At 65.8% G+C, this 20,696-nt stretch carries 20 protein-coding genes and 1 tRNA gene; 15 read left to right on the plus strand and 6 right to left on the minus strand.

Annotated features, from left to right (window positions below; genetic code table 11):
• The first annotated feature begins 167 nt into the window (after nt 1-167).
• Nucleotides 168-1,760: a DEAD/DEAH box helicase gene (locus ACREYQ_RS02760; RefSeq protein WP_432259272.1), complete on the plus strand. Its 1,593-nt coding sequence runs from the start codon at nt 168-170 to the stop codon at nt 1,758-1,760.
• 17 nt (nt 1,761-1,777) lie between these two features.
• Nucleotides 1,778-2,824, plus strand: a complete 1,047-nt coding sequence (locus tag ACREYQ_RS02765) for a serine/threonine protein kinase (RefSeq protein WP_432259273.1) — start codon at nt 1,778-1,780, stop codon at nt 2,822-2,824.
• Between the two features lie 49 nt (nt 2,825-2,873).
• On the opposite strand, the gene ACREYQ_RS02770 is transcribed toward ACREYQ_RS02765, so the two are convergent.
• Entirely contained in the window at nt 2,874-3,314 is a 441-nt protein-coding gene (locus ACREYQ_RS02770) for a universal stress protein (RefSeq protein WP_432259274.1), read from the minus strand.
• A 320-nt stretch (nt 3,315-3,634) separates the two neighbouring features.
• On the opposite strand from ACREYQ_RS02770, the gene ACREYQ_RS02775 reads away from it, so the two are divergent.
• From ACREYQ_RS02775 to ACREYQ_RS02790, 4 genes are all read left to right on the plus strand, one after another.
• Nucleotides 3,635-4,702, plus strand: a complete 1,068-nt coding sequence (locus ACREYQ_RS02775) for a CaiB/BaiF CoA transferase family protein (RefSeq protein ID WP_432259275.1) — start codon at nt 3,635-3,637, stop codon at nt 4,700-4,702.
• Between the two features lie 286 nt (nt 4,703-4,988).
• The gene (locus ACREYQ_RS02780; RefSeq protein WP_432260349.1) at nt 4,989-5,606 is read left to right on the plus strand and encodes a LuxR C-terminal-related transcriptional regulator; all 618 of its coding nucleotides are present in this window, start codon (nt 4,989-4,991) and stop codon (nt 5,604-5,606) included.
• Between the two features lie 83 nt (nt 5,607-5,689).
• A complete protein-coding gene (locus tag ACREYQ_RS02785) occupies nt 5,690-7,279 on the plus strand; it encodes a L,D-transpeptidase family protein (RefSeq protein ID WP_432259276.1) in 1,590 nt (529 codons plus the stop codon).
• Nucleotides 7,280-7,310: 31 nt separating this feature from the next.
• The gene (locus ACREYQ_RS02790) at nt 7,311-7,898 is read left to right on the plus strand and encodes a YcbK family protein (protein WP_432259277.1); all 588 of its coding nucleotides are present in this window, start codon (nt 7,311-7,313) and stop codon (nt 7,896-7,898) included.
• Nucleotides 7,899-8,003: 105 nt separating this feature from the next.
• Here ACREYQ_RS02790 and ACREYQ_RS02795 read toward each other — a convergent pair.
• The 5 genes from ACREYQ_RS02795 to ACREYQ_RS02815 all read right to left on the minus strand — a co-directional run bounded on the left by ACREYQ_RS02795 (nt 8,004) and on the right by ACREYQ_RS02815 (nt 12,793).
• Nucleotides 8,004-8,080 (minus strand) — tRNA-Met (locus ACREYQ_RS02795).
• A gap of 131 nt (nt 8,081-8,211) precedes the next feature.
• Nucleotides 8,212-9,912: an MFS transporter gene (locus ACREYQ_RS02800; RefSeq protein ID WP_432259278.1), complete on the minus strand. Its 1,701-nt coding sequence runs from the start codon at nt 9,910-9,912 to the stop codon at nt 8,212-8,214.
• Between the two features lie 251 nt (nt 9,913-10,163).
• A complete protein-coding gene (locus ACREYQ_RS02805) occupies nt 10,164-10,484 on the minus strand; it encodes a DUF4212 domain-containing protein (RefSeq protein ID WP_432259279.1) in 321 nt (106 codons plus the stop codon).
• Nucleotides 10,484-12,046: a sensor histidine kinase N-terminal domain-containing protein gene (locus ACREYQ_RS02810; protein WP_432259280.1), complete on the minus strand. Its 1,563-nt coding sequence runs from the start codon at nt 12,044-12,046 to the stop codon at nt 10,484-10,486. Before ACREYQ_RS02810 ends, ACREYQ_RS02805 begins: the two co-directional genes overlap by 1 nt.
• Before the next feature lie 57 nt (nt 12,047-12,103).
• Complete coding sequence (locus tag ACREYQ_RS02815) at nt 12,104-12,793, minus strand: response regulator (protein WP_432259281.1); 690 nt, start codon at nt 12,791-12,793, stop codon at nt 12,104-12,106.
• Between the two features lie 237 nt (nt 12,794-13,030).
• Between ACREYQ_RS02815 and recA the strand changes: the two genes are divergently transcribed.
• From recA to ACREYQ_RS02860, 9 genes are all read left to right on the plus strand, one after another.
• Nucleotides 13,031-14,101 carry a recombinase RecA gene (gene recA / locus ACREYQ_RS02820; RefSeq protein WP_432259282.1) on the plus strand — a complete coding sequence of 357 codons (1,071 nt, stop codon included), beginning with the start codon at nt 13,031-13,033 and terminating at the stop codon, nt 14,099-14,101.
• 121 nt (nt 14,102-14,222) lie between these two features.
• Nucleotides 14,223-14,690: a recombination regulator RecX gene (gene recX, locus ACREYQ_RS02825; RefSeq protein ID WP_432259283.1), complete on the plus strand. Its 468-nt coding sequence runs from the start codon at nt 14,223-14,225 to the stop codon at nt 14,688-14,690.
• A 311-nt stretch (nt 14,691-15,001) separates the two neighbouring features.
• The gene (locus ACREYQ_RS02830; protein WP_432259284.1) at nt 15,002-15,706 is read left to right on the plus strand and encodes a DUF2889 domain-containing protein; all 705 of its coding nucleotides are present in this window, start codon (nt 15,002-15,004) and stop codon (nt 15,704-15,706) included.
• A gap of 89 nt (nt 15,707-15,795) precedes the next feature.
• Nucleotides 15,796-16,962: an ADP-forming succinate--CoA ligase subunit beta gene (gene sucC / locus ACREYQ_RS02835; RefSeq protein ID WP_432259285.1), complete on the plus strand. Its 1,167-nt coding sequence runs from the start codon at nt 15,796-15,798 to the stop codon at nt 16,960-16,962.
• A 60-nt stretch (nt 16,963-17,022) separates the two neighbouring features.
• The gene (locus ACREYQ_RS02840) at nt 17,023-17,316 is read left to right on the plus strand and encodes a GIY-YIG nuclease family protein (RefSeq protein ID WP_432259286.1); all 294 of its coding nucleotides are present in this window, start codon (nt 17,023-17,025) and stop codon (nt 17,314-17,316) included.
• A gap of 60 nt (nt 17,317-17,376) precedes the next feature.
• Entirely contained in the window at nt 17,377-18,258 is an 882-nt protein-coding gene (sucD, locus tag ACREYQ_RS02845) for a succinate--CoA ligase subunit alpha (protein ID WP_432259287.1), read from the plus strand.
• A gap of 286 nt (nt 18,259-18,544) precedes the next feature.
• Nucleotides 18,545-19,240, plus strand: coding sequence for a TerC family protein (locus tag ACREYQ_RS02850; RefSeq protein ID WP_432259288.1), 696 nt, complete (start codon nt 18,545-18,547; stop codon nt 19,238-19,240).
• 336 nt (nt 19,241-19,576) lie between these two features.
• The gene (locus ACREYQ_RS02855; protein WP_432259289.1) at nt 19,577-20,068 is read left to right on the plus strand and encodes a pilin; all 492 of its coding nucleotides are present in this window, start codon (nt 19,577-19,579) and stop codon (nt 20,066-20,068) included.
• Nucleotides 20,069-20,176: 108 nt separating this feature from the next.
• Complete coding sequence (locus ACREYQ_RS02860; protein WP_432259290.1) at nt 20,177-20,665, plus strand: pilin; 489 nt, start codon at nt 20,177-20,179, stop codon at nt 20,663-20,665.
• Nucleotides 20,666-20,696 lie beyond the last annotated feature (31 nt).

A 20,696-nucleotide genomic window follows, 5' to 3' on the forward strand; every position in this document is an offset into this window, starting at 1 on the left:
GAACCCGCTTGTCCCGGACTGGTACACTACCGCTCTTTCCTTCGCGGGCGGGCCGGTGCCCTGCCAGGCCGGCTTCCCGGCGTTCGCGTTCCGATTCCGTTCCGATTACCAGGAGCCATCCGGCGTTTGGCGCACCGCGTGCGCAGCGATGGCCCAAGCAGCAATTCATGTCTTTTTCTGAACTCGGCTTGTCCGACAAGATTGTGCGTGCCGTGGCCGAACAGGGCTACACCACGCCGACCCCCATCCAGGCCCAGGCGATTCCCGCCGTCCTCAAGGGGGGCGACCTGCTAGCCGGCGCACAGACCGGCACCGGCAAGACCGCCGGCTTTACGCTGCCGATGCTGCAGCTGCTGTCCGAATCCGCGGCACGCGCCGCCCAGGGCGCGCAGCGTCCGGGCCGCGTCGCCGTGCGCGCGCTGGTGCTGACCCCCACGCGCGAACTGGCCGCCCAGGTCGAAGAGAGCGTGCGCAACTACGGCAAATACCTGCGCCTGCGTTCGATGGTGATGTTCGGCGGCGTCGGCATCAATCCTCAGATCGAGCAGCTCAAGCGCGGCGTCGAGATCGTCGTGGCCACGCCCGGCCGCCTGCTGGACCATGTGTCCCAGCGCACCATCGACCTGTCGCAGGTGGAGCTGCTGGTGCTGGATGAGGCCGACCGCATGCTCGACATGGGCTTCATCCACGATATCCGCAAGATCCTCAACGTGCTGCCGGCCAAGCGCCAGAACCTGCTGTTCTCGGCGACGTTCTCGGACGATATCCGCGCGCTGGCCGACCGCCTGCTGAACAACCCGGCCTCGATCGAGGTGGCGCGGCGCAATACCACCGCAGAAACCGTGGACCAGCGTGTCTACCCGGTGGACCGCGAGCGCAAGCGCGAACTGCTGGCCCACCTGGTGCGCCAGCACGACTGGCACCAGGTGCTGGTGTTCACGCGCACCAAGCATGGCGCCAACCGCCTGGCCGAGCAGCTGACCAAGGACGGCCTGTCGGCACTGGCGATCCATGGCAACAAGAGCCAGTCGGCGCGCACGCGCGCGCTGTCCGAATTCAAGACCGGCACGCTGCGGCTGCTGGTGGCGACCGATATCGCCGCGCGCGGCATCGACATCGACCAGCTGCCGCACGTGGTCAACTTCGACCTGCCCAACGTGCCCGAGGACTATGTGCACCGCATCGGCCGCACCGGCCGCGCCGGCGCAGAAGGCGAGGCCATCTCGCTGGTCTGCGTGGACGAGATTGCGCTGCTGCGCGATATCGAACGCCTGATCAAGCGCAAGCTCGAGCAGACCGTGCTGCCGGGCTTCGAAGTGGACCCGAGCATCGCGCCCGAGCCGATCCAGAAGGGCCGCCAGCAACGCGGCGGCGGTGGCCAGGGTCAGGGCCAGGGCCAGGGCCGCGGACGCGCCCAGGCACGCCCGGCCGGCAATGACGGCGAGGGCGGCCAGCGCCAGCGTCCCGCGCGCGAGGCGCAGGGCACGCCGCGGCAAGCGCAGGGCGGCCAGCCGCGCACGCGTGCTGCTGAAGGCGGCCAGCGCGGCAATGGCGCAGCCAACGGCAACCGTGGCGGCCAACCCGCCGGCGGCGCGCGCAACCCCGCTCCGCGCCGCGACGGCCAGGAGCCGGCGCGCCAGCAACGGGCCGCGGCCCAGCCCGCGCGCCAGCCGCAAGACGCCGCCCCGGCACCGGCACGCAATCGCCGCCCGGCGCCGCAGGCCGCGCTGCTCGGCGGCAACCGCAAGCCGGCGCGCTGAGCGGGCCAGGCGACACCATGCACGCGTCCGACGCCCCGGCCGACTCCGGCGTTCCTTATGCCGGCCTGACGCCGGAGCTGATGCTGGACGCGCTGGAAGGCGCCGGCCTGCGTCCCGACGGGCGCCTGCTGGCGCTCAACAGCTACGAGAACCGCGTCTGGCAGGTGGGCATCGACGATGCCGCGCCGGTCATCGCCAAGTTCTACCGCCCGGGCCGCTGGACCGACGCGGCAATCCTGGAAGAACACGCCTTCGTGCGGCAGCTGGCCGACGCCGAGATCCCGGCCGTGCCGGCCATGGCGCTGGCGCCGGGCGAGGCCGGCACGCTGTGGCATCACGCGGGCTTCCGTTTCGCGGTCTTCCCCCACTGCGGCGGCCGCGAGCCCGCGCTGGACCGCTCCGACACGCTGACCTGGCTCGGCCGCTTTATCGGCCGCATTCACGCGCTGGGCGCAACCCAGCCCTACCAGGCGCGGCCGGCGCTGGATCTCGACACTTTCGGCATTGCCCCGCGCGCCTGGCTGCTTGCCAGCGGCTGCATTCCCGCCGACCTGCTGCCCGCCTGGCAGTCGGTGACGGACCTGGCGCTGGACGGCGTGCGCCGCTGCTATGAGCGCGCCGGCGAGGTGCGGCTGCTGCGCACCCATGGCGACTGCCATCGCGGCAACGTGCTGTGGATCGGCGAGGACGATGCGCGCGGTGGCACCCATGGCACACCCGGCCCGCATTTCGTCGATTTCGACGACAGCCGCATGGCGCCGGCGATCCAGGACATCTGGATGCTGCTGGAAGGGGACCGTGCGGCCATGCAGGACCAGTTGGCCGACATCGTTGCCGGTTATGAAGATTTCGCCGAATTCCACGCGCGCGAACTGTGGCTGGTAGAAGCGCTGCGCACGCTGCGGCTATTGCACTACAGCGCCTGGCTGGCCAGCCGCTGGGCCGACCCGGCCTTTCCGGCCGCGTTCCCGTGGTTCGGCACGGCGCGCTACTGGCAGGACCGCATCCTGGAACTGCGCGAACAGGTTGCGCTGATGGACGAAGCGCCCCTGTGGGGCGCCTGAGGCTTGCGGGGCGGTGGCGCCATGCAGGCACCCACCGTCTGCTGCCTGCTTAACTCTTCTTTTCCGGTGCCTTGACCAGCAGCACCGCGCACTCGGCTTGCGCCAGCACGCGGCCCGCCACCGAACCGATCACCGCATCGAAGAACGAGCCCCGGCCATGCGTGCCCATCACGATGGCCGCTGCGTCGACCGAGCGCGCATGGGCGACGATGCGCTCCGGCGCGAAGCCATGCAGCGGGTGCCGCTCGAACGGCACCCTGGCCGCGGACAGGATGTCGCATACCCCCGCCATGGCCTTGTCGCTGGCCTCCTTGTGCCAGTCGTCGATGGTTTCCTTGCTGACGAAGGCGCGCACCTGGCCGCTCACTTCCGGCGCCACATGCACGACGTGCACGGTGAAGCCGCTCTGCAGCAGCTTGCCTTCGACGATAAAGCGGGCTGCGGCGTCGCTGAAGGCCGAGCCGTCGGTGGCGAGCACAATATTGGTCATGGGGAATCTCCTGGATGGGGGCTGTCGGCAGGCGGTGCGGCCATGAGGCGGCAACGCCATCTGGAACCATCATGCCATCCAGTGTCCTGCCGGGACCCGATTTAAATCAAGTCGGATCAGATTTACCCGATGTCGCAGTGCGATAGCCGCCCGGTTGACGGATTCCGTCAATCCGCCTGAAGCATTTGGCCATTGCCCCGTCAACACGGCCGCGCGTAGCATGCTTCCGGGCCCCATGGCGGGCACGACTATCCCATACCACAATGCAAGCCGCCTCCCGGCCATGGCGCGGGCGAGCGGCAATTCCGGAGACGACGATCATGAGTGAGCGTGGCAACCTGCTGCCCCTGCGCGGCATCAAGGTAGTGGAATTCGAAGGCATCGGCCCCGGCCCCTTGTGCGGTGCCATGCTGGCCGGCCTGGGTGCCGAGGTCACGCTGGTCACCCGCCCGGTCGCGCCCGATGCCCGCCGCATCCTGCGCGGCCAGGGCGTGCCGCCCGACATGGAACTTGAGCACGGCAAGCGCGTAGTGCAGCTGAACCTGAAGGCGCCAGAGGACGTGGCCGCCGCGCTGGACCTGGTGGCAGGCGCCGACGCGCTGATCGAAGGGCTGCGCCCGGGCGCGATGGAGCGCCTTGGCCTGGGCCCCAAGGCGTGCCACGCGCGCAATCCGCGCCTGGTCTACGGCCGCATGACGGGCTGGGGCCAGACCGGCCCGCTGTCGCAGAGCGCCGGCCACGACCTCAACTACATCGCGCTGACCGGCCTCTTGTCGATGGCCGCGCGCGATGATGCCCTGCCGATGGTGCCGCCGACCGTGATGGGCGACGCCACCGGCGCGCTCGGCCTGGCCTTCGGCATCACCAGCGCCATCCTGAGCGCGCGCGCCAGCGGCGAGGGTTGCGTGGTGGACGCCGCCATCACCGATGTCGTCGCCATGCTCGGCTCGCTGGTGCAGGTGTCGCGCGCCGCCGGCACGCTGGGCGGCCCGCAGCCCAGCCCGTTCCATGATTCGCCGTTCTATGACGTGTTCCGCTGCGCCGACGGCCGCGCCATCACGCTGGGCGCGCTCGAGCCGCAGTTCTACCGGGAACTGCTCGAGCGGCTCGAACTGACCGACATCGACCCGGCCGCACAGTACGACCGCGCCCAGTGGCCGGCAGTGAAGGCGCGCATTGCCGCCTGCATCGCCGCCAGGCCGAGCACGCACTGGGAGTCGGTGCTGGGCGGCACCGACGTGTGCTTCGCGCGCGTTCTGACCCTGGACGAGGCCGCGCGCCATCCGCATAACCAGGCGCGCGGCACCTATCGCCTGCACCAGCAGGGCGAGCGCGAGGTGCCGCGCTCGGCGCCGGCGCCGCGCTTCCTGCCCGCCGGCACGGAGTGACCCGGGCCGCGGCGCCTCGTTTCTGCAAGAGCTGCGCGAGCTGATGGTGCACAGCGCGGTCTATTGCGGCTTCCCCGCGGCACTGGATGCCAGCCGCAAGCTGAATGAAGTGCTCGACGCCGCTGGCGCCTGACGCGGACCGCGTCATCGAAGGAAAAGCCTGACCCTCGTGCAGAATTTGCTGCGTCTGCGCAGTGAGAATTCGGCGCTTCAAGATCCCGCCGGCCCCTTAATCTTGGCACAGCCAGTCCATCGCCAGTTGTTAAGGAGCCTCGAATTGCAGCATGTGCTGATCGTCGACGAACCCTCGAAGTTCCGCGCCATGTTATGCGCCGAACTTGCCGCCGAGCTGGACACGGGCGAGGTGCTGGAAACTGAAGGCGTGAGGGAAGGGTTCCGCCTGGCCCGCGAGCACCGGCCCGGCCTGGTGCTGGTGGATGTCGAACGCTTTGGCAACCCCGGCATCGACTTTGTCCGCCGGGTTTCGGCGATGCTGCCCACCGTGCCGCTGCTGGTGCTGTCCGGCACCGACGCCACGCAGGCGCCGGTGCGTGCGCTGCGCGCCGGCGCGCACGGCTTCGTGGTCAAGCAGCGCGGCCTGGCCGAAGTGATGCAGGCCGTGCGCGGTGTGCTGAGCGGCTACCTGGTGTTTCCCATGCAGACGCTGGAGACCGTGCGCCAGCTCGGCGAGCAGCATGAAATCGGCCTGCCGCGGCTGAGCAACCGCGAGATCACCATCCTGCAATACCTGGCGCGCGGCCATTCCAACAAGTCGATCGCGGCGCAGTTGCTGATCAGCAGCAAGACCGTCAGCACGCACAAGACCAATATCATGGCCAAGCTCAATGTCGGCTCGCTGGTTGAGATGGTGGACTATGCGCGCCGGCATCAGCTGGTGTGGTGAGCGCCGCGTGAAGGGCTTGCCGCGCCGCGCCAGCATCGCGGTTAGACTGTGGGCATGTGTGACGAATCCGAGCTATCCGTCCGATGCCCCAGTCCCTGAATGCCACTGTGCGCCGCCTCGGCGCTGCCGCGATTGCCTGCGCCGCGTGGCTTGCCATGCCGGCGTTCGCCAACGAACCGATGTGGTTTGAACAGGGCCGCCCAGTGACGGAAGCCCGTCAGGCGGTCGATGCGCTGGCCGCGGTCGCTGCCGACGGCCTCGATCCGCGCGACTACGACGCCGACGCCTTGCGCCAGACCGTGACCCAGGCAGCCAGCGGGCCGGCGCTGCCGCCCGACGCCGCCGCGCGCCTGGACGCCGCGCTGAGCGCCGCCATGGAGCGGATGCTGGCGGACCTGCACGGCGGACGCATCAATCCGCGCACGGTCCATGCCAACTTCGGCCCGCAGGCGTCGCGTTCCTTCGATGCCGCCACCGTGCTGCGCGACGCCGTCGCCCAGCACCGCTTGCCCGATGCCATTCGCCAGGCAGCGCCCACGTTCCCGCTCTACGGCACGCTGCGCGAGGCCCTGGCCCGCCATCGCGAGATCGCAAAGCAGCCGGTCTGGCAAGAGCCGCTGCCGCCATTGCCGGCAAGCAAGCTGACGCCGGGCCGGGCATGGGCGGGTGCCGCCGCGCTGACCGAGCGCCTGGTTGCACTGGGCGACCTGCCTGCGGGCACCCAGCCCCCGGCACGCTATGAAGGCGCGCTGGTCGACGGCGTCAAGGCGTTCCAGTCGCGCCACGGCCTTGAGGCCGACGGCGTGATCGGCGCGGGCACGCTGGCACAGCTCAACCTGCCCATCGCCAGCCGCGTGCGGCAGATCGAACTGACCATGGAGCGCCTGCGCTGGACCCCGCTGGACGGCCCGCGCATGATCGTGGTCAATGTGCCGGAGTTCATGCTGCGCGCCTACGAGATCCGCGACGGCAAGCTCGGCATCAAGCTGGAGATGAAGGTGATCGTCGGCAAGGCACTGGACACGCGCACGCCGTTGTTCGAGGAGAACATGCGGTACATCGAATTCAGCCCTTACTGGAACATCCCGCCGTCGATCGCCCGCCGCGAGACCGTGCCGCGCCTGCGCCGCGACCCGGCTTATTTCAACCAGCAGGGCCTGGAGTTCGTGACCGGCGACGGCAAGGCGGTGACCACGTTGTCCGACGAGAATCTGGACGCGGTGCTGAACGGCCGCATGCGCATCCGCCAGCGGCCGGGACCGCAGAACGCGCTGGGCGATATCAAGTTTGTGTTCCCCAACAACGAGAACATCTACCTGCACCACACGCCTTCGCCGCAACTGTTCAAGCGCGACCGGCGCGACTTCAGCCACGGCTGCATCCGCGTGGAAGCCCCGGTAGCGTTGGCGCAGTTCGTGTTGCAGGATATGCCGGACTGGAACGAAATCCGGATCCGCGAAGCGATGACGCGAGGCAAGTCCAACACGGTACGCCTGCAGCAGCCCTTGCCGGTGGTGCTGGCCTACGGCACGGTCATTGCGCGCGCCGACGGTCGTGTATCCTTCTTGCCTGATATTTACGATCAGGACAAATTGCTGGACAAGGCACTGCAGCAACGCAGCGGAAGGCCCCGGCAACCAGCTATCGCAAGCGCCTCTGACAGCATCCATTGAGGCGCCACCCGCACATTCAGAGGAAGTTCTAATGACTGATGCGACGCGCAAGGCACGCCGCCGCTTTCTTCATACCACCGGAACCCTGGCCCTCGCCGCCGGCCTGATGCCGCTGGCGCCGCGCCAGGCGCTGGCCAGCCTGCCTGCGAACCAGGGCCTGGCAGGCCTGCCAGATGCCCGCGCGCTGGCTTTCGACCACACCCATACCGGCGAGCACGTGTCCTTGGTCTACGCCGTGGGCGACCGCTTCGTTCCCGAAGCGCTGACCACGCTCAATGGCTTCCTGCGCGACCATTACTCCGGCCAGGTCGGCACGATCGACCCGCAGCTGTTCGACCTGCTGTTCCAGGTCCGCCGCGAGCTTGGCACCGACCAGCCGTTCCAGGTCATCTCCGGCTACCGCAGCCCGGCCACCAACATGCGCCTGCGCAACACGCGCGGCGGCGGCGTGGCCAGGCACAGCCTGCATATGGACGGCAAGGCCATCGACATCCGCCTGGCAGGCGTGCCGCTGGCGGATGTGCGAGACGCGGCCAAGTCGTTGCAGGGCGGGGGTGTCGGCTTCTACGAGTCCGACCAGTTCGTGCACATCGATACCGGGCGCGTGCGTTACTGGTAAGCGTTGAGCGTAGCCGCCCAAAATGGGCGGCTTGCTTTTCCGTCCTGGCAATTCGCCAAAGCAAAAAGCCGCGACCCCTTTCGGGATCGCGGCTTTTCAAATAGATGGTGGCGAATCAGGGACTCGAACCCCGGACCTGCGGATTATGATTCCGTCGCTCTAACCGACTGAGCTAATTCGCCAACGAAGACTGAGATTATACCTAGGGTTTCGAGGCTGTCAACACCTTCCCGTGAAGATTTTGCACGAAGGCTTCGTGCAAAAAAAACGGCAGGCGGATGGCCTGCCGTTTCATTCAGTGCCGCGCGACCGGTCAGTCGTTGGCGTAGATGTTCACGTCCTTGGTCTCGCGGACGAACAGCGCGCCCACCACGAAGGTGATGGCAGCGATGATGATCGGGTACCAGAGGCCGTAGTAGATGTTGCCGTTCTGGGCCACCAGCGCGAACGAGATGGTGGGCAGCAGGCCGCCGAACCAGCCGTTGCCGATATGGTAGGGCAGCGACATCGAGGTGTAGCGGATGCGGGTCGGGAACAGTTCCACCAGCATGGCGGCGATCGGGCCGTAGACCATGGTGACGTAGATCACCAGGATCGTCAGGATGACCAGCACCATGATGGTATTCATCTGCGCCGGATCAGCCTTGGTCGGATAGCCGGCAGCCGCCATCGAATCGCCCACTTCCTTCTTGAAGGCGGCGATCTGCTTCTTGCTGGCGTCGTCGAAGCTGTGGCCGGCAGGAACCAGCGTGCCGTTCAGCGAGGTGATTTCCTTGTCGCCGATCTTCACCGTAGCGGTGGTGCCAGCCGGAGCGTTCACGACTTCATAGCTGGCGGAAGCCTGGGCCAGGGTCCGCTTGGCGATGTCGCAGGAGCTGCGGAAGTCCACCTCGCGGGCGATCGGGCTGCCCTGGAACGAGCACTGCTTCGGGTCGGCGGTGACAACGATCTGGGCGGTCTGCTGGGCACGCTCCAGCGCCGGGTTGGCGTAGTGCGTCAGGGCCTTGAACAGCGGGAAATAGGTCAGCACGGCCAGCGCGCAGCCCAGCATGATGATCCACTTGCGGCCGATCTTGTCCGACAGCGAGCCGAAGAAGATGAAGAACGGCGTGCCGACCACCAGGGCGCCGGCGATCAGCAGGTTGGCCGACTTGGCGTCGACCTTGAGCACCTGGGTCAGGAAGAACAGCGAGTAGAACTGGCCGGTGTACCAGACCACGGCCTGGCCGGCGGTCAGGCCCACCAGCGCCAGGATCACGATCTTCAGGTTGCGCCATTGGGCGAACGACTCGGTCAGCGGCGCCTTGGACGTCTTGCCCTCGGCCTTCATGCGCTGGAATGCCGGCGATTCGCTCATCGACAGGCGGATGTACACCGACATGGCCAGCAGCAGGATCGAGACCAGGAACGGAATCCGCCAGCCCCAGACATCGAAGTTCGGGCCGGTCAGTTCACGGCACAGCAGGATCACGATCAGCGACAGGAACAGGCCCAGCGTGGCGGTGGTCTGGATCCACGCGGTGTAGGCACCGCGCTTGCCATGCGGAGCATGCTCGGCCACATAGGTGGCGGCACCGCCGTACTCGCCGCCGAGCGCCAGGCCTTGCAGCATGCGCAGGGCGATCAGGATCACCGGAGCCGCCCAGCCGATGGTGTTGAAGCCGGGGAGCAGGCCGACGATGAACGTCGACATACCCATGATCAGGATCGTGATCAGGAAGGTGTACTTGCGGCCGATCATGTCACCCAGGCGCCCGAACACCAGTGCGCCGAACGGACGCACGATGAAGCCTGCCGCGAAGGCGAGCAGCGCGAAGATGAAGGCCGAGGTCGGATCCAGGCCGGCAAAGAACTGCTTGGCGATCACGGCTGCCAGCGAGCCGTACAGGTAGAAGTCATACCACTCGAACACCGTGCCCAGCGAGGAGGCCAGAATCACCTTCCTCTCTTCATGCGTCATCGGTGCGTTTTGGGCGCCCCCACCGGGCACCGCAACGTTCTGCGCGTTAGCCATCTTGTCCCCTCCGTCGGTCGAATGGATCTCCGGCGGGCCGCCGGCCGTTGCGTGCGCAACGGCACGCCGCGGCCGTGCTGCCGAAGTTGCAAGGATTGTGGGTCGCGAAACTTACTGCGTTCTGACAGATTCGCGCGCAGAAGTGCTGATTGCGTCGGGGTATACGCTAGCCGCCGACGGGCATTTTCATGCTGCATTGCGGTGGGTTGCCGCCGCGACAGACTGGCATTTGCAGGGCACCGGCGATGCCGCTATGCAGCATCCGAGTGTGCGCCGCGCGAGGCGCCCTGCGAAGGAGGGGCGGGGGCGACCGGGTGTTCGTCGGCGTCCTCGTCGGCCCGGTTCATGAGCCAGGCGTAGAGCGCGGCCATCAGCACGTAGACGATCAGCGCGCCCTGCGCGCCGACCCAGAACGAAAATGGCCAGCCGAAGAAATCAAACCGGAGTTCGCGCGCATACCAGCTGGCGACAAACGTCACCACGAACCAGATGACGAGCAGCATGCCGATCCAGCGCAGGTTGCGGTGCCAGGCCTGCCGCTCGGCAGGCGGAATTTGCGGGTGCTTGTGCATCAGGAAGGCCCGATGTCCGGGCGCCGCAGTGTGATCCGGAAATGCGCGCCAGCCAGGCGCGGTTCCTGCTGGTAGACATGATCGGTGATGCTGACCTCGCCGCCGTGCTGCTGCACGATCTCGCGCACGATGGCCAGGCCCAGGCCGCTGCCTTCGGTATTGGTGCCGAGCACGCGGTAGAAGCGCTCCATCACGCGGTCGCGTTCGGCCGGCGCAATGCCCGGACCGGTGTCTTCCACATCCAGGTAGGCGAACGGCTCGAAGGCGTCGGCGCTGACGCGCACCGTGGCATGCCCGCCGCGCGGGGTGTAGCGGATGGCGTTGTCGAGCAGGTTGTTCAGCATCTCGGTCAGCATCAGGCGGTTGCCCTGGATCATTACCGGATGATCGTCGGCATCCAGCCCCAGGTCGATGTCGCGCGCCCAGGCCTGCGGCAGCCAGTCCTTGACCACCTCGCGCGCGAGCGCCGCAAGGTCCAGCGCGGCCATGCCGCCGGTGCCCGCCAGGTTCTCCATGCGTGCCAGCGACAGCAGCTGCGTGACCAGGTGCGCGGTGCGTTCCGAGCTGCCGGCGATCTGCGCCAGCGAGCGTCGCAGTTCCTCCGGCGACTGCTCGCGCTGCGCCAGCTCGGCCTGCATGCGCAGGCCCGCCAGCGGCGTCTTCATCTGGTGTGCGGCATCGGCGATAAAGCGCTTCTGCGTCTGCACCGACTGGTCCAGCCGTGCCAGCAGGTCGTTGAATGAACCCACCAGGGGCGTGATTTCCTGCGGCGCGGCGCCTTCGTCGATCGGGCTGGTATCGCCGGGGTTGCGCGCGCGGATGCGCTGCTGGATCGCGGTCAGCGGCGCCAGCCCGCGCGACAGCCCGAACCACACCAGCACCACCGCCAGCGGCAGGATCACGAACTGCGGCAGGATCACGCCCTTGATGATCTCGTTGGCCAGCCGCGCGCGCTTGTCCAGGGTCTCGGCCACCTGCACCAGCACCGGCTGGGTGCCGCTGACCTGCTTCAGGTCGATATAGGTATAGGCCACGCGCACGTCGTTGCCGGACACGCGGTCATCGCGCAGCGACACCAGGCCGGCATGGCCCTGGTCGTCCTCGGAGGGCAGCGGCAGGTCGTGGTCGCCGGCGATGTACTCGCCGCGCTTGCCGACCACCTGGTAGTAGATGTTGTCGGTCTCGTCCGCGCGCAGGATCTCGCGCGCCGACAGCGGCAGCTGCAGCGTGACGCGGCCGTTGACCTCGCGCACCTGCTGCGACAGCACGATGGCGCTGGCTTCCAGCGCACGGTCGAAGGGGCCATTGGCGATCGACTTGGCCACCAGGTAAGTCACCGCGATGCTCATCGGCCACAGCAGCAGCAGCGGTGCCAGCATCCAGTCGAGGATCTCGCCGAACAGGGAGCGCGGCGCCGGATGGGCGGAGCTTTCCTCCAGGTGCGGCAGGGCGTCGGCCAGGTCGTGGTCGGTGGCGTCCGCCGCGTTCGTGCCGGGGGCGGTGGAGGAGGGCGGTGGCGCGGCGCGCGGCACGCGCCGCCAGGGCAGTCGCAGCAGGCTCATCTCGGCGAAATTGCGCTCAGGTCAGTCGCGTGGCCTGCGGTGGCGTCGGTCGGTGGATCAATGTGGCGTGGCCACCGCCGGCTGGAATTTCTCCAGGCAGTAGCCGAGCCCGCGTACGGTGGCGATGCGGATGCCGCCCACCTCGATCTTCTTGCGCAGCCGGTGCACATAGACCTCGATGGCGTTGTTGCTGACTTCCTCGCCCCATTCGCACAGGTGGTCCACCAGCTGCTCTTTCGACACCAGGCGGCCGCAGCGCGTCAGCAGGATCTCCAGCAGGCCGATCTCGCGCGCGGACAGCTCCAGCATCTGGTCGTTGAGATACGCGATGCGCCCGACCTGGTCGTAGGCCAGCGGCCCGTGCCGCATCAGCGTGGCGCCGCCGCCGGCGCCGCGCCGCACCAGCGCGCGCACGCGCGCTTCCAGTTCGGACAGGGCAAAGGGCTTGGCCATATAGTCATCGGCGCCCAGGTCCAGGCCCTTGACGCGCTCGTCGACGCTGTCGGCGGCGGTCAGGATCAGCACCGGCAGCATGGCGCCGCGCGCGCGCAGGCGCTTGAGCACTTCCAGCCCGGACATGCGCGGCAGGCCCAGATCCAGGATCAGCAGGTCGAAGGTCTGGGTCGATAATGCAGAATCGGCTTCCAGGCCGTTGGCGACGTAGTCGACGGCGTAGCCGGAGTGACGTAACGAGCGCGTCAGGCCGTCGGCCAGTACGTCGTCATCTTCGGCGATCAGAATGCGCATGGTTGTCTCCACCCTGGCCGGCATAGCCGGCACCGGATGCGCAACGGGCGCAGGCGGCGCGATGGGGCTTGCCAAGCATACTGTTTTTTTATACAGTACCCGCACGTTCCGCTGGGGCCGCCCGGGGAGACCCCCTGGAGTGCGGCCGCGCAGACAGCCGGGCCGGCGCTGATGCCGGCAAATGCCGGTGCCGCGCCACATGCGGCCTATTTATACACCATTGACTCAAGGACGACCATGGACGACAAGAAGGCAGGTGCCGGCGTGAGCGCCGAGAAGCAAAAGGCGCTTGCCGCCGCGCTCTCCCAGATCGAGAAGCAGTTCGGCAAGGGCTCGATCATGCGCCTGGGCGACGGCGAGGTCGAGAAGGACATCCAGGTGGTTTCCACCGGTTCGCTCGGCCTGGATATCGCACTTGGCGTCGGTGGCCTGCCGCGCGGCCGCGTGGTCGAGATCTACGGTCCGGAATCGTCGGGCAAGACCACGCTGACGCTGCAGGTCGTGGCCGAAATGCAGAAGCTGGGCGGCACCTGCGCCTTTATCGACGCCGAGCACGCGCTGGACGTCAGCTACGCTTCCAAGCTGGGCGTGAACGTCGGCGACCTGCTGATCTCGCAGCCGGACACCGGCGAGCAGGCACTGGAAATCACCGACGCGCTGGTGCGCTCGGGCTCGATCGACCTGATCGTGATCGACTCGGTGGCGGCGCTGGTGCCCAAGGCCGAAATCGAAGGCGAAATGGGCGATTCGCTGCCGGGCCTGCAGGCCCGCCTGATGAGCCAGGCGCTGCGCAAGCTGACCGGCACCATCAAGCGTACCAACTGCCTGGTGATCTTCATCAACCAGATCCGCATGAAGATCGGCGTGATGTTCGGCTCGCCGGAAACCACCACCGGCGGCAACGCGCTGAAGTTCTACGCCTCGGTGCGCCTGGATATCCGCCGCATTGGCTCGATCAAGAAGGGCGACGACGTGATCGGCAACGAGACCAAGGTCAAGGTGGTCAAGAACAAGGTATCGCCGCCGTTCCGCGAGGCCTTCTTCGACATCCTGTACGGCCAGGGCATTTCGCGCCAGGGCGAGATCATCGACCTGGGCGTGGACGCCAAGATCGTCGAGAAGTCGGGTGCGTGGTACAGCTACAACGGCGACAAGATCGGCCAGGGCAAGGACAACGCGCGCGAATACCTGCGCGAGAACCCCGATATTGCCGACGAGATTGAAAACAAGGTGCGCGCGGCGCTGGGTGTGGTGGCGATGAACCCCACGGCCGCAGCCACGGCCACGGCGGTAGCGGTCGAAGACTGACCGCGCCGGCGGCCACTGCGCCATCCGGAAGGCCGGGGCATCGCCGATGCCCCGGCCTTTTAGTTTTTTGCCTGTCCTTCCCGCCTGCGCGGGAATGACAGTGGAATTTACCAATCCATCCATGTCAACCCGTCCCCCGCTTTCGCTGAAGGCCCGCGCCGTCGGCTACCTGTCGCGCCGCGAGCACAGCCGCGCCGAGCTGGCGCGCAAGCTGGCGCCGCATGCCGAATCGGCCGAGCAACTGGAGCAGCTGCTGGACGCGCTGGAGCGCGAGAACTGGCTGTCGAACCAGCGCTTTGCCGATAGCCTGGTGCATCGCCGCGGCGCCCGTTACGGCACCGCGCGCGTGATGCAGGAAGCCAAGACCCACAAGCTGGGCAGCGAAGAGCTGGGTGAACTGCAGGAGCGGCTGCGCGCCACCGAAGTCGAGCGCGCGCGCGAGGTCTGGCGCAAGCGCTTCGGCACCCCGCCGGACACGCCCGAGGCCAGGGCAAAGCAGATCCGCTTCATGGTGGCGCGCGGATTTTCGCGTGCGGTCGTCAGCAAGATCATCCAGGGTGCGGACGAAGACTACGGCGACGAGGGTTGAGCGCCAGTGCGTGGTGCTTGCGGCATTTCCCGGCCGGAGTACCTGCAATGGCATCAGGGTGTATTCACTGCGTTGCATTATCTCCGGCCTGAACTTGCGACGATTTTGTTGCCACCGTTGAGCCGGTGTCCGCTGGCGCATTGCGGCAAGGCGCCGTGCCATGGCGGGGCGCCATGGTCGGCCGACAATCCCGACGCGACAGTTGCCGCGCAAGGATGTTCCCGGCCAACGCGGCGCGGCATGTTAAACTCCCCGGGTTATTCGGCGCTCCGGCGCCGCCGTTCCCCAGCCCCCGTATTTCCAGCCTGGCCATGCCTCTGTCCCAGCCCGTCAACCGCTCCCAGCGTCACCGTCGCGCCATTACGGCCGAGGCGTACCAGAGAGAGGACGGCTTGTGGGATATCGAGGTGCGCCTGACCGACACCAAGCCTCGCGACATCGAACTGGCCGGCGACCGCGTCCGGCCGGTGGGCCAGCCTCTGCACGACTTGTGGCTGCGCATCACGATCAACGAGGCCATGACGGTGCTGGATGCCGAGGCCTGCTCGGACTGGGTGCCGTATCCGTCCCATTGCGACACGATCGGCCCGGCCTACCGCAAGCTGATCGGGCTGAACCTGCTCAAGGGTTTCCGCAAGGCCGTGCGCGAGCGCCTGGGCGGCATGCACGGCTGCTCGCACCTGACCGAGGCCGCGGGCGTGTTGCCCAGCACCGCGATCCAGGCCTTTGCCGGTGAAGTCATCGATATCCGCGGCAACGGCGAGGACGATCCGAATCCGGAACCGCCCTATCAGTTGAACGGCTGCCATGCCCTGCGTTTCGATGGCGAGGTGGTCCGTCAGTTTTACCCGCGCTGGTATGGTCACCAGCCGAAGCCCAAGGCAAGGGCCGAGGCCGCGCCTGCCGTCGCAACGGCGCCTCAGGCGCCAGCCGCGGCCAATGGCGACCGCGGTGGTGACGCAAACGATGGCAACGACGCTGTCCCGGCCGAGCGGCCGACCGGCACCTCCGGCTGATTCTCAGGATTGGCCAGCCCGACGAGAGAGTTCGTCTTCTTTCAGATTCTTCCCTTCTACCTTTTACGCCTACCCGAAAGGAAACACGCATGAATATCCATGAGTATCAAGGCAAGGAAATCCTGCGCAAATACAATGTGCCGGTTCCGCGCGGCATTCCCGCGTTCTCGGTTGACGAGGCCCTGAAGGCCGCAGAAACGCTCGGCGGCCCGGTGTGGGTCGTCAAGGCCCAGATTCATGCGGGTGGCCGCGGCAAGGGCGGCGGCGTGAAGGTTGCCAAGAGCATCGACGACGTCAAGACCTACGCTTCGAACATCCTGGGCATGCAGCTGGTCACGCACCAGACCGGTCCGGAAGGCAAGAAGGTCAACCGCCTGCTGATCGAAGAAGGCGCCGACATCAAGAAGGAACTGTACGTTTCGCTGGTGGTGGACCGCGTCTCGCAGAAGGTCGCGCTGATGGCCTCGAGCGAAGGCGGCATGGACATCGAGGAAGTCGCTGCCCACAGCCCGGAAAAGATCCACACCCTGATCATCGAACCGTCGGTCGGCCTGACCGACGCGGAAGCCGACGACATCGCCCGCAAGATCGGCGTGCCCGACGCAAGCGTGGCGCAAGCCCGCCAGGCCCTGCAAGGCCTGTACAAGGCGTTCTACGAAACCGACGCATCGCTGGCCGAAATCAACCCGCTGATCCTGACCGGCGACGGCAAGGTCATCGCCCTGGACGCCAAGTTCAACTTCGACTCCAACGCCCTGTTCCGTCATCCGGAAATCGTCGCCTACCGCGACCTGGACGAAGAAGACGCCAACGAAATCGAAGCTTCGAAGTTCGACCTGGCCTACATCTCGCTGGACGGCAACATCGGCTGCCTGGTGAACGGCGCCGGCCTGGCCATGGCCACCATGGACACCATCAAGCTGTTCGGCGGCGAGCCGGCCAACTTCCTCGACGTGGGCGGCGGTGCCACCACCGAGAAGGTGACCGAAGCCTTCAAGCTGATGCTGAGCAACCCGAACGTGGAGGCCATCCTGGTCAACATCTTCGGCGGCATCATGCGCTGCGACGTGATCGCCGAAGGCGTGATCTCCGCTTCCAAGGCCGTGCACCTGACGGTGCCGCTGGTCGTGCGCATGAAGGGCACCAACGAGGACCTCGGCAAGCAGATGCTGGCCGACTCGGGCCTGCCCATCATCTCGGCCGACACGATGGAAGAAGCCGCCCAGAAGGTGGTGGCCGCTGCCGCTGGCAAGTAAGGATACCGCTGGGTTTTGCTTGTCGTTCCCGCGAAGGCGGGAACCCAGCGACTTTAGTCAGTGCGCAAGACGTTCTATGTCTACCTGCTGGCGAGTGATCGGAATGGGACCCTTTACCTTGGCGTCACGTCCGACCTCATAAGGCGCGTGTGGGAACACAAGAACGATTTTGTTAAAGGCTTTTCGCAGAAACACGGTGTCCATCGACTGGTCTGGTTCGAAACCCATGAGTCCGCAGATGCGGCCATCACGCGAGAGAAGCAGATCAAGAAGTGGAACCGAAGTTGGAAGGTCCGGCTGATTGAAGGAATGAACCCTTACTGGAACGATCTCTATCCGACGATAGCCGTTTAAAGACACTGGGTTCCCGCCTTCGCGGGAACGACAGGCACGGAAAACGGAAAGGAAACGCAAATGAGCATTCTGATCAACAAAGACACCAAGGTCATCACCCAGGGCATCACCGGCAAGACCGGCCAGTTCCACACCCGTGGCTGCCGCGACTACGCCAACGGCAAGAACTGCTTCGTCGCAGGCGTGAACCCGAAGAAGGCCGGCGAAGACTTCGAAGGCATTCCCATCTACGCCAGCGTCAAGGACGCCAAGGCCCAGACCGGCGCCACCGTGTCGGTCATCTACGTGCCGCCCGCAGGCGCCGCTGCCGCGATCTGGGAAGCCGTTGACGCCGACCTGGACCTGGTGGTCTGCATCACCGAAGGCATCCCCGTGCGCGACATGATGGAAGTCAAGGACCGCATGCGCCGCGAGAACAAGAAGACCCTGCTGCTGGGACCGAACTGCCCGGGCCTGATCACGCCGGACGAAATCAAGATCGGCATCATGCCGGGCCACATCCACCGCAAGGGCCGCATCGGCGTGGTGTCGCGCTCGGGCACGCTGACGTATGAAGCCGTGGGCCAGCTGACCGCGCTGGGCCTGGGCCAGTCGTCGGCCGTGGGCATTGGTGGCGACCCCATCAACGGCCTGAAGCACATCGACGTCATGAAGATGTTCAACGACGATCCGGAAACGGACGCCGTGGTCATGATCGGTGAGATCGGCGGTCCGGACGAAGCCAACGCGGCTTACTGGATCAAGGACAACATGAAGAAGCCGGTGGTTGGCTTCATCGCTGGCGTGACCGCGCCTCCGGGCAAGCGCATGGGCCACGCCGGCGCGCTGATCTCGGGCGGTGCCGACACCGCCCAGGCCAAGCTGGAAATCATGGAAGCCTGCGGCATCAAGGTGACCAAGAACCCGTCTGAAATGGCCCGCCTGCTGAAGGCAATGCTGTAATTTGCTGATAGCCTGTCGTTCCCGCGCAGGCGGGAACCCAGTGACTTTTAACAACGCTGGATTCCCGCCTGCGCGGGAATGACAAGCATCTGATTGCCCCCGCCCCGTGCGGGGGCAATGTCATTCTGGCGGGACGGTTCCTAGGGTATCTCCCAAGTGGTCTCGCCGGGGTTTGAAACCGAATCGAAAGGTTCGTACGATAAATATTCATGTCTGTGTTTTCAGACATCCGAATCGCCATCATATGGCGGGCCGGGCCAATAGATAGAACTCGAGGAGCCTCCCCGTGGAACTGCTGTCTTCCACCACTTTCTGGATTGCGTTGGGATCGATCATCCTGACCAACATCGTCCTGTCCGGCGACAACGCCGTGGTGATCGCGCTTGCCTCGCGCAACCTGCCGCCCGCCCAGCAGAAGAAGGCCATCTTCTGGGGCAGCGCCGCCGCCATCGTCATGCGCGTGGTGCTGACCGTGGCCGCGGTCAAGCTGCTGAGCCTGCCGTACCTGAAGATCATCGGTGCCTTGCTGCTGGTCTATATCGGCGTGCAGCTGCTGACCGGCGAAGACGACGAGGACGGCCATGACGCCAAGGACAATATCTGGGCCGCCATCCGCACCATCCTGATCGCCGACCTGGTGATGTCGCTGGACAACGTGGTCGCCGTGGCCGCCGCCGCCCAGAAGGGCCCGGAAGGCAGCCAGCTGATGCTGCTGATCCTGGGCCTGGGCCTGTCGATCCCGCTGATCGTGTTCGGCAGCACCATCCTGCTCAAGGTGATGGAACGCTTCCCGGTCATCATCGTGCTGGGCGCCGCGCTGCTGGGCTACCTGGCTGGCGAAATGCTGGTCAGCGACCCGGTCGACGCCGCCTGGTTCGAAGTCCATGTGCCGCACGCCCACCTGGTATTCGGCGCCGCCGGGGCGATCCTGGTGGTGATCATGGGCAAGCTGCTGAGCCGGCGCGCCGCACAGACGGCTTAAAGGGCCTGGACGCTTCCAGCCTGTCATTCCCGCCTGCGCGGGAATGACAAACGAGGGCGGCTCACTACGAGCCGCCCTCGTTTTTGATGGACAACTTCCAACCGAACTAACTCATGTGAGTGATCGCACATTTTGTCGGTCTGGTCGGCGATGGCGGGTCAGGGTGACAATTTTTGGCGCAACCGGCGAGTATCCCCCTGACGGGTGACGAAATTTGTCGCTTATTGCGCCCTATGGACGGGGAATGCCGCTGGCACGCTTACTGCTCAATTGCCCCCGCGTCACGAAACGGAAGACGTGGGACGCTTAACCAAAATCTCTTCGAGGGGTCAAATCATGCAACGGGTACAACTTAAGAAGCTGGGCCGCCGTGTCCAGAAGGGCTTTACGCTGATCGAACTGATGATCGTGGTGGCGATCATTGGTATTTTGGCCGCAATCGCCATTCCGCAATATTCTGACTACACCCAGCGTTCCAAGGTATCGGGCGCACTCGCCGGCATTGATTCATTCAAGACGACGATCGCAATGTGTGCTCAGACCACGGGCACGCTGACTGGCTGTAACACGGGCACGAACAACATTCCGGCGACAATCGCTGCCAACAACGCCGGCGCGACGATCGCGTACGTCGACGCCGTTTCGGCAACCAACGGCGTTATAACGCTGACGACCACGGGCATGGATAACGCCTCGCCTTCGGCAAAAATGGCTCTGACTATTACTCCGACGCTGGCTAATGGTGTTGTGGCTTGGGCACTGACCGGCACGGGTTGCAGCTCCACGGCAACCACGGGCGGCCGCGGTATCAACTGCGCATCGAGCTAATTTGATCGTAAGCAATTGGGCGCCCCGCTACGAGCTAGGTCTGCTCCTGTAACGCGGTGCCCAGCAGTTTGCTGCTGCGCGCCAAAAATGCCAACTAGGGGTCATGACATGAAAAAAGCACGGAGGGGAATTAAAAAACGGGTGCAGAAGGGATTCACGCTAATCGAACTGATGATCGTGGTGGCGATCATTGGTATTTTGGCCGCAATCGCCATTCCGCAATATTCTGACTATACTCAGCGTTCCAAGGTATCGGGCGCACTCGCCGGCATTGATTCATTCAAGATGACGATCGCAATGTGTGCTCAGACCACGGGCACGCTGACTGGCTGTAACACGGGTACTAACGACATTCCGGCGGCAATCGCTGCCAACAACGCTGGCGCGACGATCGCATACGTCGATGCCGTGTCGGCAACCAATGGCGTTATTACGCTGACGACCACGGGCATGGATAACGCCTCGCCTTCGGCAAAAATGGCTCTGACTATTACTCCGACGCTGGCTAATGGTGTTGTGGCTTGGGCACTGACCGGCACGGGTTGTAGCTCCACGGCAACCACGGGCGGCCGTGGTATCAACTGCGCATCGAGCTGATCCGCTTGGCTTGAGGTAGGATGAAGGCGCC

The organism is Cupriavidus sp. TMH.W2 (assembly GCF_050847365.1).
Classification (GTDB): Bacteria; Pseudomonadota; Gammaproteobacteria; order Burkholderiales; family Burkholderiaceae; genus Cupriavidus.

Bases quoted from the DNA above. Each gene is read 5' to 3' on its own strand.
- ACREYQ_RS02805 (WP_432259279.1), bottom strand. From the start codon at position 10,484: ATGCACAAGCACCCGCAAATTCCGCCTGCCGAGCGGCAGGCCTGGCAC.
- ACREYQ_RS02800 (WP_432259278.1), bottom strand. From the start codon at position 9,912: ATGGCTAACGCGCAGAACGTTGCGGTGCCCGGTGGGGGCGCCCAAAAC.
- recA (WP_432259282.1), top strand. From the start codon at position 13,031: ATGGACGACAAGAAGGCAGGTGCCGGCGTGAGCGCCGAGAAGCAAAAG.
- ACREYQ_RS02770 (WP_432259274.1), bottom strand. From the start codon at position 3,314: ATGACCAATATTGTGCTCGCCACCGACGGCTCGGCCTTCAGCGACGCC.
- sucC (WP_432259285.1), top strand. From the start codon at position 15,796: ATGAATATCCATGAGTATCAAGGCAAGGAAATCCTGCGCAAATACAAT.
- ACREYQ_RS02765 (WP_432259273.1), top strand. From the start codon at position 1,778: ATGCACGCGTCCGACGCCCCGGCCGACTCCGGCGTTCCTTATGCCGGC.
- ACREYQ_RS02775 (WP_432259275.1), top strand. From the start codon at position 3,635: ATGAGTGAGCGTGGCAACCTGCTGCCCCTGCGCGGCATCAAGGTAGTG.
- ACREYQ_RS02855 (WP_432259289.1), top strand. From the start codon at position 19,577: ATGCAACGGGTACAACTTAAGAAGCTGGGCCGCCGTGTCCAGAAGGGC.
- ACREYQ_RS02810 (WP_432259280.1), bottom strand. From the start codon at position 12,046: ATGAGCCTGCTGCGACTGCCCTGGCGGCGCGTGCCGCGCGCCGCGCCA.
- ACREYQ_RS02790 (WP_432259277.1), top strand. From the start codon at position 7,311: ATGACTGATGCGACGCGCAAGGCACGCCGCCGCTTTCTTCATACCACC.
- ACREYQ_RS02785 (WP_432259276.1), top strand. From the start codon at position 5,690: ATGCCCCAGTCCCTGAATGCCACTGTGCGCCGCCTCGGCGCTGCCGCG.
- ACREYQ_RS02815 (WP_432259281.1), bottom strand. From the start codon at position 12,793: ATGCGCATTCTGATCGCCGAAGATGACGACGTACTGGCCGACGGCCTG.
- recX (WP_432259283.1), top strand. From the start codon at position 14,223: ATGTCAACCCGTCCCCCGCTTTCGCTGAAGGCCCGCGCCGTCGGCTAC.
- ACREYQ_RS02830 (WP_432259284.1), top strand. From the start codon at position 15,002: ATGCCTCTGTCCCAGCCCGTCAACCGCTCCCAGCGTCACCGTCGCGCC.
- ACREYQ_RS02860 (WP_432259290.1), top strand. From the start codon at position 20,177: ATGAAAAAAGCACGGAGGGGAATTAAAAAACGGGTGCAGAAGGGATTC.
- ACREYQ_RS02760 (WP_432259272.1), top strand. From the start codon at position 168: ATGTCTTTTTCTGAACTCGGCTTGTCCGACAAGATTGTGCGTGCCGTG.
- sucD (WP_432259287.1), top strand. From the start codon at position 17,377: ATGAGCATTCTGATCAACAAAGACACCAAGGTCATCACCCAGGGCATC.